Annotated in this window: 12 protein-coding genes; 9 read left to right on the top strand and 3 right to left on the bottom strand. The window is 56.2% G+C overall.

Annotated elements, in window-relative coordinates:
* Positions 1–10 precede the first annotated feature (10 nt).
* Both lepA and hemW read left to right on the top strand, forming a co-directional pair.
* Positions 11–1,867, top strand: a complete 1,857-nt coding sequence (lepA, locus tag QMG40_RS01605) for a translation elongation factor 4 (protein WP_283527235.1) — start codon at positions 11–13, stop codon at positions 1,865–1,867.
* Positions 1,864–3,093, top strand: coding sequence for a radical SAM family heme chaperone HemW (gene hemW / locus QMG40_RS01600; RefSeq protein ID WP_283527233.1), 1,230 nt, complete (start codon positions 1,864–1,866; stop codon positions 3,091–3,093). Before lepA ends, hemW begins: the two co-directional genes overlap by 4 nt.
* 31 nt (positions 3,094–3,124) lie before the next feature.
* Here hemW and QMG40_RS01595 read toward each other — a convergent pair whose 3' ends face one another.
* Positions 3,125–3,517, bottom strand: a complete 393-nt coding sequence (locus tag QMG40_RS01595; RefSeq protein ID WP_283527231.1) for a DUF4870 domain-containing protein — start codon at positions 3,515–3,517, stop codon at positions 3,125–3,127.
* 68 nt (positions 3,518–3,585) lie between these two features.
* Entirely contained in the window at positions 3,586–4,434 is an 849-nt protein-coding gene (locus tag QMG40_RS01590; protein WP_283527228.1) for a DUF3097 domain-containing protein, read from the bottom strand.
* 285 nt (positions 4,435–4,719) lie between these two features.
* Between QMG40_RS01590 and hrcA the strand changes: the two genes are divergently transcribed.
* From hrcA to QMG40_RS01575, 3 genes are read left to right on the top strand one after another with little or no spacing between them, the layout of a single operon-like run.
* Positions 4,720–5,733, top strand: coding sequence for a heat-inducible transcriptional repressor HrcA (gene hrcA / locus QMG40_RS01585; RefSeq protein ID WP_283527227.1), 1,014 nt, complete (start codon positions 4,720–4,722; stop codon positions 5,731–5,733).
* A 34-nt stretch (positions 5,734–5,767) separates the two neighbouring features.
* A complete protein-coding gene (gene dnaJ, locus QMG40_RS01580) occupies positions 5,768–6,913 on the top strand; it encodes a molecular chaperone DnaJ (RefSeq protein WP_283527225.1) in 1,146 nt (381 codons plus the stop codon).
* Between the two features lie 6 nt (positions 6,914–6,919).
* Positions 6,920–7,702 (top strand): 16S rRNA (uracil(1498)-N(3))-methyltransferase, encoded by a 783-nt coding sequence (locus QMG40_RS01575; protein ID WP_283527223.1) that lies wholly within the window; start codon positions 6,920–6,922, stop codon positions 7,700–7,702.
* Between the two features lie 184 nt (positions 7,703–7,886).
* Here the strand turns inward: QMG40_RS01575 and QMG40_RS01570 are convergent, their stop codons facing one another.
* The gene (locus QMG40_RS01570) at positions 7,887–8,894 is read right to left on the bottom strand and encodes a GerMN domain-containing protein (RefSeq protein WP_283527221.1); all 1,008 of its coding nucleotides are present in this window, start codon (positions 8,892–8,894) and stop codon (positions 7,887–7,889) included.
* Positions 8,895–9,235: 341 nt separating this feature from the next.
* Here QMG40_RS01570 and QMG40_RS01565 point away from each other — a divergent pair, with 341 nt between their 5' ends.
* Genes QMG40_RS01565 through era form a run of 4 tightly spaced genes read left to right on the top strand, consistent with a single transcriptional unit; the run spans position 9,236 to position 13,059 of the window.
* On the top strand, positions 9,236–10,315 hold the full coding sequence (locus QMG40_RS01565; RefSeq protein WP_283527220.1) for a PhoH family protein: 1,080 nt from the start codon (positions 9,236–9,238) through the stop codon (positions 10,313–10,315).
* Complete coding sequence (gene ybeY, locus QMG40_RS01560) at positions 10,312–10,785, top strand: rRNA maturation RNase YbeY (protein ID WP_283527218.1); 474 nt, start codon at positions 10,312–10,314, stop codon at positions 10,783–10,785. Before QMG40_RS01565 ends, ybeY begins: the two co-directional genes overlap by 4 nt.
* Positions 10,782–12,101, top strand: a complete 1,320-nt coding sequence (locus tag QMG40_RS01555) for a hemolysin family protein (protein ID WP_283527216.1) — start codon at positions 10,782–10,784, stop codon at positions 12,099–12,101. The genes ybeY and QMG40_RS01555 overlap by 4 nt, the downstream gene beginning before the upstream one ends.
* The gene (gene era, locus QMG40_RS01550) at positions 12,094–13,059 is read left to right on the top strand and encodes a GTPase Era (RefSeq protein ID WP_283527214.1); all 966 of its coding nucleotides are present in this window, start codon (positions 12,094–12,096) and stop codon (positions 13,057–13,059) included. Before QMG40_RS01555 ends, era begins: the two co-directional genes overlap by 8 nt.
* The last annotated feature ends 135 nt before the right edge of the window (positions 13,060–13,194 follow it).

Below are 13,194 nucleotides of genomic sequence, written 5' to 3'. Positions count from 1 at the left end.
AGGAACACTAGTGTCACCCATGGCCCGCACTGCCCCGGTGCCCGCCGCGACCGATCCGGCGATCATCAGGAATTTCTGCATCATCGCGCACATTGACCACGGTAAATCAACCCTGGCCGATCGGATGCTCCAGCTCACCGGAGTGGTTCAGCAGCGTGACATGAAGGCGCAATATCTTGACCGCATGGACATTGAGCGCGAACGCGGCATCACCATCAAGTCCCAAGCAGTGCGCATCCCATGGGAAGTGGACGGTACGGCCTATTGCCTGAATATGATCGACACCCCTGGACACGTTGACTTCACCTACGAAGTATCGCGTTCGTTGGCTGCGTGTGAAGGTGCCATTTTACTTGTGGATGCTGCGCAAGGCATCGAGGCCCAGACTTTGGCGAACCTATACCTGGCCATGGAGAACAACCTCACGATCATTCCGGTTTTGAACAAAATTGATCTGCCTGCCGCGCAGCCAGAAAAGTATGCGTTGGAACTGGCGAATCTCATTGGTGGAAAACCCGAAGACGTGTTGATGGTCTCAGGTAAAACCGGGGTCGGCGTTGAGGCCCTGCTGGATCTTATTGTTCGGGACTTACCAGCTCCCGTGGGTGACCCCGATGCTCCGGCACGGGCCATGATTTTCGACTCGGTCTATGACACTTACCGTGGCGTTGTCACGTATGTTCGAGTCATCGATGGCAGCCTGAGTCCGCGCGAGAAAATCCAGATGATGTCCACACGTGCTACGCACGAACTCCTGGAAATTGGTGTCAGCTCACCGGAACCGAAACCTTCCAAGGGCTTGGGCGTTGGCGAAGTGGGGTACCTCATTACTGGTGTGAAAGATGTGCGCCTGTCTAAGGTGGGCGACACCGTTACTACGTTCCACAAGCCGGCAACGCAATCGTTGCCTGGTTATCAGGAAGCCAAACCCATGGTGTTCTCGGGTTTATACCCCATGGACGGCACAGATTATCCGGTGCTGCGGGATGCACTTGAGAAGCTCATGCTCAATGATGCTGCCCTCATCTATGAACCGGAAACCTCCGCGGCTCTTGGTTTTGGGTTCCGAGTTGGTTTCCTTGGCTTGCTGCACTTGGAAATCACCCGTGAACGTCTTGAGCGCGAACACAACCTGGATTTGATCTCGACTGCTCCGAACGTGGAGTATGAGGTAACTCTTGAGGATAAGAAACTAGTCCATGTGACGAACCCCAGCGAATACCCGGCAGGGAAAATTGCTGAAGTACGCGAACCGATGGTGGCGGCCACCATTCTGGCCCCAACGGAATTTGTTGGTGCGATCATGGAGCTGTGCCAGAGTCGCCGTGGCATCCTCGGCGGCATGGACTACCTCTCCGAGGATCGCGTTGAAATCCGGTACAGACTGCCACTGGCCGAGATCGTGTTTGATTTCTTTGATATTTTAAAGTCCAAAACTCGTGGATATGGCTCGCTGGACTGGAAGGCCGACGGCGATCAGGCCGCCGATCTGGTCAAGGTAGACATTCTGTTGCAGGGCGAGCAGGTCGATGCTTTTAGTGCCATCACTCACCGAGATAAGGCGTATGCCTACGGTGTCATGATGACGGGGAAACTACGTGAGCTCATCCCTCGTCAGCAGTTCGAGGTGCCAATTCAGGCGGCCATTGGAGCGCGCATCATCGCCCGGGAAAGTATCCGGGCCATCCGAAAGGACGTCTTGGCCAAATGTTACGGCGGCGACATCTCGCGTAAGCGCAAACTGCTTGAAAAGCAGAAGGAAGGCAAGAAACGCATGAAGATGGTGGGCCGTGTTGAGGTTCCCCAGGAAGCGTTCATTGCCGCACTGACAACTGCCGAAGCACCCAAGGACAAGTCAAAGAAGTGACACCCAGCGCTTTACCCCTCGGAGACCCTGCTCCGGCCGACGGGATCCTGCCCGCGCAAGCTGCCGTCGGCGTGCAGAATCGCAAGTTCAGTTTGTACGCGCACATACCCTTTTGCGCTGTGCGCTGCGGTTACTGCGATTTCAACACCTATACGGCTACGGAATTGGGTGGGGGAGCCTCGCAAGATGCGTACGCAGCCACTGCCGTGCGTGAGGTGGAGTTCGCGGCTCTTGCCATGGCCGCTTCCGGAATGCCGCAGCGCAAGCTGAGCACAGTCTTCTTTGGCGGGGGCACACCTACTCTTTTACCCGCTGGTGACCTCACCCGGGTACTGAATTCCGCCGTCGCACGCTGGGGGCTTGAGGCAGGCGCGGAGGTGACTACCGAAGCCAACCCGGATTCTGTTACCAGGGAGTCCTTGCAGGAACTGTTCGACGGCGGATTCACCAGAGTCTCTTTCGGCATGCAATCTGCTGTGCCCCATGTTTTGAAGGTGCTGGACCGCACACACAAACCGGAGCGAGTCCCGCAGGCAGTCGCCTGGGCGCGTGAGGTGGGGCTGAAGGTCAGCGTGGACTTGATTTATGGCACGCCGGGGGAGTCAGTCGCGGATTGGGAAACCTCGGTACGCACAGCGTTGAGTTATTGCCCTGACCATATTTCCGCCTACTCACTTATCGTTGAAGAGGGCACCAAGCTCGCAGCCCAGATACGTCGCGGGCAGGTACCAAACATTGACGACGACGATCACGCCATCAAGTATGAACTTGCTGACGCCCTGTTTCAGGAAGCCGGAATGTCCTGGTACGAGGTCAGTAATTGGTCAAGAACCCCGGAAGATGCTTGCCAGCACAATCTGGCCTACTGGCGTGGTGATGACTGGTGGGGAATTGGACCCGGAGCGCACTCACACATGGGTGGCGTGCGTTGGTGGAATGTCAAGCATCCAACCGCCTATGCGACTAGGTTGGATGCAGGGGAATCCCCTGCTGCCGGCCGGGAAACTCTCGATGCGCAGACGCGCGAGGTTGAACGGATTATGCTGGTTTCGCGATTAGTGGAAGGTCTGGAGATCAAGACATTGTCTGCTTCGGCACGCAAAGCTGTTGCGGGACTCATCGCGCAGGAGCTGGTAGATCCGATTAAAGCGTTTGCCGGGACACTTGTGCTCACCCTGAAGGGACGTCTCTTGGGTGACGCTGTCACGAGGGCGTTGCTGGACTAGCGATTTCCTACACCGCTAATTGCCAGAGGACCTATTTGAGTAGACGAAGGTTCATTGAGTAGCGGTACGGCTGGCCCTTGTTGACATGGATTGCAGCGATGACTGAGAAGACTGTCAGGGCTGCCCATACAAGGAGAGCCAGTAGGGCGAAGATGGTACCCACTGATGGGTTGAACATTGAAAACACCAGGGCCAAGATGTTCAAGAAGACGGCTGCAATTGTGGGTGGCAACGTGAAGTTCAGAGCTTCAAAAGATTCTTGTGCAGTAAACCGGCCACGGGGGCCAAAGACCTTGTAGATCAAAAATGATGGAATGCAGCCAAGGATGCCGCCGCAGTGGGCCAAGAAAGCCCACTGCCTATCTTCTGACGGCGTGAGCGGCCGTTCGCGGACAGCATCGGTTTGGTTATCCGGTTGACTCACAATGACAAGCCTTTCAACATACTAAAAAAGCGGGCGATACCAAGGCTTGTAGGAAATAGGCCTCAGCACTAGGGTACCGGTGCCGTTAGGAAATCTATGACTTCTTCAACGCGTCCCAGCAGCGAAGGTTCCAGGTCTGAGTAGGAATTCACTTTGGAGAGTAATCGCTGCCAGCCAAGCCCAACGTCTTCGGCGGTTGTGTGGGGCCAGCCGAAGGCTTTGAGGATTCCTAGCTTCCACTCCATTGTTCTCGGGACTACAGGCCAGGCGGGAATGCCCAGGGTCGATGGTTTGATGGCCTGCCACACGTCGACATAAGGGTGACCAACAACTAAGACGTTGGCGGCCATTCGTGGAACTTTCATGAGATTTCCCACAATGCGGGTTTCTTTGGATCCGGGCACCAGATGGTCAACCAAGATACCGAGCCGACGGTTGGGCCCAGGGGAAAATTCGGCGACAGCGCCTGTTAAATCGTCAATGCCTCGCAGCGGTTCCACCACAATGCCTTCAACTCGAAGATCATCACCCCATACCTTCTCAACCAGTTCGGCGTCGTGCTTACCTTCAACCCAAATGCGGCTGGCCTTGGCAACTTTCGCTCGGGTATCAGCAACTTTAACGGAGCCCGAAGCCGTTCGCAGCGCCGCTTTGGGCGCGTTGATCACCGGTGCAATGAGTTCAATGGGCTCACCCTCAAGCAAAAATCCGAAACCAAGGGGGAAAGCGCGGATCTTTTCTCGTCTGTCGGCAAGTTCGACAATGTGCATGCCACCGGATTTCTCAAGCCGAACCACCGCCCCAACCCAGCCGGAGGGCACTTCCTCCACAACCAGCCCCGAGCGAGCCTCAACTCGGCGTAAGATGCGCGCGGGCGGTGGGCTGAGGTCTTGGGGGCCCCACTGGTTGTAATGCACAAAAAACCCTAACTCTCGACGTTCAATGCAACGCTCATGGCGAACGCTGCTCGCTGAAAACCCATGCTATCCGGTGGAAGTGCACCAATTCGAGCATTGGTGGAGGTTGCGGCCATTTGTGGGTCAGCGTAAAAGTATTAGAATTGGCACTTGGATGTCTAGAGTGCCAACGTTGAAGACGTGGTCCCTGCTTCCGCAACAAACAGCAGGGCCAACAAACAGCAGGGTCTACACGACCAACAAACAGCAGGGTCTAGACGGCCAGCAAACAGGGAGGTGATGGGTATGAGCGAACCACGTAAGTTAGAGGTCCTTCGGGCGATCGTTGAAGATTATGTGCATACACGCGAGCCCGTCGGCTCCAAGGCCTTGGTTGAAAGGCACCAGCTGGGTGTTTCAAGCGCCACCATCCGCAACGACATGGCGGCCTTGGAAGAAGAGGGCTTGATTGCAGCACCGCACACAAGTTCCGGACGAATCCCCACTGACAAGGGGTACAGGCTCTTCGTTGATCAGCTTTCCTCGGTAAAGCCACTCTCCGCTGCTGAGCGTCGAGCGATATCTGTCCTGCTTGAAGGCTCAACGGATTTGGATGACGTGCTGGAGCGAACGGTGCGTGCGCTGGCGCATCTGACTAACCAAGTTGCCGTTGTCCAGTATCCCCGTTCGGCCGCAGCCACTGTCCGTCATATTGAGTTTGTTGCCCTTGCCGCGAGCCAGGTGCTTGTTGTGCTGATTCTGGCCTCGGGAAAAGTGGAGCAAAACGTGATCGACGTCGGGAGTTGTCTTGACGATGCGAGCCTGGCACAGCTGCGGCAGGCGTTTCTGCTAAGCCTCAACGGCTTGGCAGTAGCGAAGATCCCAGCCGTGGCGATAAAAATTCCTGCGACTGTACCGCGTGCCGAACAAGGCCCGGCGGCGAGGCTCGCACAGGGCTTGGTCCTCTTGGCTCAAAACGCCCGCGAAGACAGGATCGTGATGGCGGGCACGGCCAACCTGGCCCGATCAAACAATGACTTCCCACTGAGTATTGGTCCTGTCCTTGACGCCTTGGAGGAACAAGTGGTGTTACTGCGACTCCTTGAGGCTATGGCACAGGACACCTTAGGAATGGCGGTTGTCATTGGCCGCGAGAACCCCCATGATTCCCTGTCTGAAGCCTCCGTCGTGGCAAGCATTTACGGCCCCGGCGAAAGCGCCAAGCTGGGTGTGGTTGGACCTACCCGGATGGATTACCCCAACACCATGTCAAGTGTGCGAGCAGTAGCGCAGTACCTGTCTAGAATTCTGGCCGGCTAAACGGCCACCGTTTCCACGTAAAGAGAGCAACATTTTGAGTAATCACTACGACGCATTGGGCGTTGCCCGCGACGCAACAGCCGAAGAAATCAAAAAGGCCTACCGCAAGCTGGCACGCAAACTTCATCCGGACGTCAACGACGCCCCGGACGCTCAGGACAGCTTCAAGGCAGTGACCCATGCCTATGAGGTCCTTTCCGACCCGCAAAAGCGACGTGTCTATGACACCACCGGCAACGAAAACGGCAATGACAACGGCGGTGGTGGAGGTAACTTTGGCGGCGAGGGGTTCGCCTTCCAAGACATCTTTGAAACCTTCTTTGGAGGCGGCGGAGGCGGCGGTGGAGGCGGTGGCCGGGGCCCGGCATCACGTATGCGCCGTGGCCAAGATGCCCTCATCACGGTACGTGTTGAACTGCGCGAAGCCGTGTTTGGCGTCAATAAGAAACTTGAAATTGACACTGCCATCACGTGCCCCACCTGCGATGGCAGCTGCTGCCGCAAAGGTACCTCACCCACCACCTGCGATGTCTGCCACGGCAGCGGCCAGATCCAGCGACCCATGCGCTCCATTTTGGGTAATGTCATGACCCTGGCAACCTGCAATTCCTGCCAGGGTTTTGGCACCATGATCATTGACCCCTGTAATGAATGCATGGGAGAAGGTCGTGTCCGCAACCGCCGCTCCTTCACCATAAAGGTTCCGGCCGGAGTTAGCACCGGCACACGTATTCAGCTTGGCGGCCAGGGCGAAGCAGGACCTGCCGGTGGACCGGCCGGTGACCTGTATGTGGAGATGAAGGTCAATAATGACCCCGCATTCCTACGCGACGGCGATGACCTGCACGCCACACTCAGTGTCCCCATGACAGCTGCGGCTTTGGGCACAGAGCTCAGCTTTGAAACGTTCGACGGCGAACAACCAGTCAGCATCAAGCCGGGCACACAAGCCGGCGAAGTGGTTAATTTGCGCGGTCTAGGTGTCACACATCTGCGTGGGTTCGGTCGAGGCGATCTGAAGGTCCATGTGCATGTTGAAACGCCCACCAAACCGGATGCAGCCCAGGAAGAGCTCCTAAAGCAACTGGCCGCCTTGCGCGGAGAAACGTACAGCGAAGGCAAACTAGTCACAAGTGGCGGCATGTTCGCCAAACTGCGTGATAAGTTCGGCAGTCTCTAAGCGGCCATGAGTAACCCGGTCTTTTACGCTGCCCCAGAGTCAATTGGCGCGCTATGCCCCGGCGCCCGATTTTCCCTGGACGGTGCTGAAGGACGCCACGCGACAACTGTCAAACGGCTCAGCATTGGTGAGCCGGTTGACGTGTGCGACGGCGCAGGGTTGCGTTTGACCTGCACCGTCACCAACGCCGAAAAAGGCATCCTGACGGTGCAGGTGGAAGCTGTTTTGCCTGAGCAAAAACCAGCCGTTGAATTCACTCTTGTCCAGGCTCTGGCCAAGGGCGACAGAGATGAATTGGCCATTGAAATGGCCACAGAGTTGGGGATCGATGCAGTTGTGCCGTGGCAAGCGGAGCGATCCATTGTGCGCTGGAAAATGGACAAAGCCGTTAAGGGGCCGGAGAAATGGCGTCAAGTCGTGGCTGCTGCCGCCAAACAAGCCAGACGAGCTACTGTGCCACGTGTGGGAGAACTGGCAGGAACCGCGGCCGTATGTGAACATATTCAAGGAGCTGACCTTGCATTAGTCCTACACGAGGACGCCGTAGATTCGGTGGCGACGCGTGCCCACGAGTGGTTACTAGCCAACCCAGACGCGAAGAGCACTGTGGCTCGGCAATACTCTGTGTTGCTGATAGTAGGGCCGGAAGGCGGCATGAGCGCCCCCGAGGTCGAAGCATTCGTTGCCGCCGGTGCCAGGCGAGCACTCCTGGGCAAGCATGTGTTGCGCTCCTCCACAGCTGGACCCGCCGCCCTCGTACTTTTAAGCCAAGAACTGGGCCGCTGGTAGTCCCCGGTTGCTCCCACAGTTCGCCAGCTCACTGCGGGGCCCTCGCAACCGTGGGCCCACCCGGCACTTTCCACAGTTCGCCAGCTCACTGCGGGGCCCTCGCAACCGTGGGCCCACCCGGCGCCTGCCACAGTTCGCCAGCTCACTGCACTGTCTAAAGGACGACTGCGGGGCCCTCAGATAATTATTTGGGGGAGGGCTCCACGATGGAGACCCTTTTGCTGTCAATACCTACCTTTTGACCTGGGAGTGAAGGGTCAGCAATGTACACCGAGAGTTGGTAGCTGCCGGGCGGTGGGGCAATGTTGAAGCTGAACTCACCCAATTCCTTGGCACCCGCTGGAATGGACACTGTCCCGTTCAAATACTGTTCACCGACTTTGCCGTCCGAGAATCGGTCAAGTGACCACAAGAGGGCTCCGGTGGGTGAGACGCCCTGACCGCTGACTTTCAGAGGCAGACTCTTGTGCGTAGCACCGTCAGCTGGGTCAATAATCCAGACAGGTGCCAGAAATGTCGCCTTGCGAGTGAGTGGACGATCCAGTAGCACCTGACCAAAAGCCTTATAACCAGTGTGTCCGTCAACGAGGACAGAAACCTGTATGGAGCTATCGGTGTCGACCAGGCCGGCCATTGCAGCGGCGGCCGTAGCTGTATAGATCAACTGTGAAATTGAGCGCTCAGCCAGACCTTGATCCGCTTTTTTAGCGAAGGCATCCGCCGATATATCAATGGTGATGATGTTTTTTGCCGAAATGGAGGCACCAAGCCTGGAGGGACTGTTCCAAAGTGAAAAGTAATCAGGGTCGTGGGGTTGGCTGCCCATCATTGTTCGCAACGCTGTCACCAGCGGATCGTCTGTGGGCTGAGCGGGAAAAAACTCGCGGTACAAGAATACGTCGTCATTGCTATGGCCGAGCCAGTACACGGGCAATGTCTGGGCGGCTATCGCTGTTTCAAGCGGCGCACTTGTTACACGCCCGGACGCGGTTGAAGCATTCGTTGTAGGCATCGTCGCGTCGTGCTGTTGCGCTTCGTTGGGCGTGCAACCGACAAGGGCCAGTGAGAGTGAGAGCCCAATGATGGCGATTCTGTCTACGATCCGCATGCGCGCCATCGAGCGGCGCTGCCGGCAGGCAGGACCAGCACAGGCGCCGGGGCGCCCTGAAGGTGCGGGGAAGAAGGCAGACATGTTGAAACGCTCTCGTTAATCTTGAGTGTTAAAGGCAGCCGGTTGTTCCCGGCGCCACAATGTTCTTGGTAGTTCCAAGCTTCCCCACAAGACTTTGAACCTTTCTCAGCTTGGCACAGCAAGTTCTCCAGATGCCCTTAAAAAAGGGTTAGCGCAGGAACTGAAACCGTATCGAAACACTTCCCGTGGCATATGGCACAAAGATGTGCCCTCGGCATAACTGCTATATGAGCACAGGTCCAAGGCTGTGCACTAGAATCGAGAATAGTTAGCAATGTCAAGAATTCCGGAAATGGCACCGGGCAAATCAAGGAGAGATTTCAGGCCGGATGGCCGAACTTATGACAGAGAGAACAGCGCACCCTCAGGACTCCTTCTCGGACCAGGGCCCGGGACGGCACTTCCCACATTCTGTTGATGGAACGCGCACGGAAGTGGTGCATTTCTTATCGACCGAACAGATGGTTGCCGCTTTGGGTGCCGAGGACGAAGGTCTGCGGATTGTTGAAAATCTGTATCCGGAAGTAACTTTCTTGGCGCGCGGTAATGTTCTGACCATTACTGGTCCCTCCGGTGTTGTTCCACGGATTATGCACTTGATGGAAGAAGCGCGCGGCATGGTAGCCAGAGACAGTCCCATGAGCGCGGATATGTGGGAACAACTGGTGACCATGCTTAAAACCCACCCGCAGACGTCAATGGTTGACGTTTTCAGCCATGACATTCTTTCCAGCCGTGGCAGGACCATCCGCCCCAAGACCACGAACCAAAAAGACTATGTTGACGCGATCGATCGGAATACGGTGGTGTTCGGCATTGGTCCAGCAGGCACAGGGAAAACCTATTTGGCCATGGCCAAAGCTGTGCAAGCACTGCAGCACAAGGAAGTAAGCCGCATAATATTGACCCGTCCAGCCGTTGAGGCGGGGGAACGCTTGGGCTTCCTACCCGGGACACTGAACGACAAGATCGACCCGTATCTTCGCCCTCTCTACGACGCCCTACACGAGATGATGGATCCGGAAACCATCCCGCGCCTCATGGCCGCAGGCACAATAGAAGTTGCCCCGTTGGCCTACATGCGCGGGCGGACACTCAATGACGCTTTCATCATCTTGGATGAAGCACAAAACACTACGCCTGAACAGATGAAGATGTTCCTGACCCGGTTGGGCTTTGGCTCTAAGATTGTCATCACAGGTGACATCACTCAGGTTGACCTACCCAGCGGGACAAAGTCCGGGCTTCGAGTGGTACGGGAGATTCTTGATGGCCTTGATGACATCAACTTCTCCATTTTGGATGCCTCAGATGTTCTTCGGCACCGTTTGGTTGGCGCCATAGTCAGCGCCTACAACAATTGGGATGATGCCCGTCCCGGCCCCACAACACAACCACCGAAAGAAAGCACCTCGCGATGAGCATCGAAGTAAACAATGAATCAGGCGTGGAGGTGCGCCAGGAAGAGCTAGTGAGGCTCATCAGGCACATTTTGAACGCCATGTTTTTGCACCCCCAAACAGAGGTGTCGGTTATCTTGGCAGATATTGAAACCATGGAGAAACTCCACCTTGAATGGATGGATGAACCTGGCGCAACAGATGTGCTCTCATTCCCGATGGACGAGCTGCGTCCGGGGACTGCCTCAATGAGTACCCCCGCTGGTCTGCTCGGCGATATTGTGTTGTGCCCCGTTATTGCCCAGGAACAAGCGAGCGCCGCCGGGCACTCCATGGAAGATGAATTGTTGCTGCTGACCACACACGGCATGCTGCACCTCATGGGCTACGATCACGGCGAACCGGAAGAAAAAGAAGAGATGTTTGGTATCCAGCGTGAACTACTCTCCAACTTCCTGGGCAAGGACGCTCCCCGGGAGACAATGCAGTGACGCTAGTTGTTTTGCCGGTCATGGGAGTTCTCTTCACGGCCATGGCCGCATTTTTAGCGGCCATCGAATCAGCGCTGAACTTCTTTCCACGACATGATGCCGACTCTGTGTCCGCACACGGTCCTGGGGCGTCTCTAGAAAAGGTGTTAGCCCAGCCGTTGGTGCACATCAACGCACTGCGTTTCTGGCGGGTGTGGTGTGAGATGGCCGCAGCCGTAGCAGTTGCCATCTTCCTTGTGGGGCTTCTTGGCAACGAATGGCTAGCCGGGCTCATTGCTACGATCGTTATGGCAGTCCTAGGCTTCATGCTCGTGGGCGTTTCCCCGCGCAGACTTGGTCGAATGCATGCCACCACCCTTATTGCCCGGACGGCGTGGCTGGTGCATATTCTGCGTCGTATCTTAGGGCCTATTCCCCAGTGGCTGATCCGCCTAGGTTCGATCATGACAAAGGATGCCGCGTCGGCCAATGACGCTTTTGTCAGTGAAGAGGAATTCCGTGAGTTTGTAGACCGAGCCAGTGAATCGGAGATGATTGAGGACAATGAGGCTGAGCTCATTCACAGCGTATTTGACCTCGGTGAGACAATGGTGCGTGCAGTCATGGTCCCGCGCATGGACATCGTCAGCATCAATCAAAACGATGCGTTGGACGATGCACTTGAAATCTTCCTTAACTCGGGTTATTCGCGGATTCCTGTCATAGGTGAGAGTACAGATCACATCCTGGGCATCTTGTACCTGAAGGACGTTGTGGCCACCCTGCACCGACTTGGGGATGAGGATCCCCGCCCCTTGGTTGAACACCTGGCTCGCAGCGTCAGGTATGTCCCTGAGTCCAAACCTGTTGATGACCTGTTGAAGGAACTCCAACGAGAATCTACGCATGTTGCCATTGTGGTTGATGAGTACGGCGGTACTGCTGGCCTGGTGACGCTCGAGGATTTGATTGAGGAAATTGTTGGCGAAATCGCTGATGAATATGATCTCGTTTCGCCAGAGGTGGCGAACCTGGGAGACGGTAAGTACCGAATTAAGGCCCGCATGGCAGTTGATGAGTTTGGCGAACTGTTCGGCAAAGACATTGACGACGACGAAGTGGACACCGTGGGCGGGTTCCTAGCCAAACATCTGGGCAAGATCCCAACGCTAGGTAGCCGCGTAGAAGTAAACGGACTTCTTTTGGTTGCCGACAGGATGGAAGCTTCCCGTAATAGGGTCAGCCACGTCATTGCCAGCACCATTGAACCAGCCGAGAATGAGCGTACAGACAGCACCAACCCCACCGAAGAGCACCACAGGAGCGAACATGAGTAAGTCAAAGGGCACGTCAGGCCTCATTGAAGCCAAGGCTGAGGGGTTCCGTGCCGGCTTTGCTGTTCTAGCTGGACGGCCCAACGCCGGGAAGTCAACACTGACAAATGCACTAGTAGGCCAGAAGGTAGCTATAACTTCGGCCAAACCGCAGACTACCCGGCACACCATCCGCGGTATTGTCCACAGTGATGCTTTCCAGCTGGTTTTAGTAGACACGCCTGGACTACATAGGCCACGGACACTGCTGGGAAAGCGCCTCAACGATCTCGTTGCCGACACGCTTTCAGAAGTAGATGTCATTGGGTTTTGCCTTCCGGCCAATGAGAAAATTGGTCCCGGGGACCGGTATATTGCAGCGCAGTTAGGAAACGTTGGCAACAAGCCCGTCGTGGCAATCGTGACTAAAACTGACACGGTCGATCGCCAAGCAGTCACAGATCAGCTGATTGCTGTTGAAGCGTTGGGCCGTGAGGTGATCGGTGAGAGAGGTTTCGCCGCCGTCGTCCCAGTCTCAGCAGTGGAGGACTTTCAAGTTCAGACTCTGGCCGCTGTCTTTGCCGAATATCTTCCCCTTTCTCCGGCACTTTATCCTGACGGTGAACTTACCGATGAGCCGGAAGCCGTCATGGTCGCCGAGCTCATCCGGGAGGCAGCCCTTGAGGGTGTACGCGATGAATTGCCACACTCTTTGGCCGTGGTTGTTGAGGAGATTGTGGCACGTGAGGGACGCACGGAGGACAATCCGCTTCTTGATGTGCGCGTAAACCTCTATGTGGAGCGGTCTTCGCAAAAGGCGATCATTATTGGCAAGGGCGGCGCACGTTTGCGTGAAGTAGGCACTAACGCGCGCAAGGGTATCGAAGCCCTCCTAGGGACAAAAATTTATCTTGATCTTCATGTGAAGGTTGCCAAGGATTGGCAGAGAGACCCGAAGCAGCTCGTCAAGCTTGGGTTCTAGGCACCATCGTCTAGAAGGTGGGGAACTGTAGCCCGGCACCAGCACGCCGCATCGCCGTCTCTCCACAGATGAAGACGCAGAAGTATCAATAACAGGCGATATCGTGTCCCGCGTGCGCGGCATGTGGGAACTTCC

This window comes from Arthrobacter antibioticus (assembly GCF_030063205.1).
GTDB lineage: Bacteria > Actinomycetota > Actinomycetes > Actinomycetales > Micrococcaceae > Specibacter.
The sequence above is the reverse complement of the archived record's forward strand: the minus strand, read 5'-3'. Positions and strand labels throughout refer to the sequence as shown.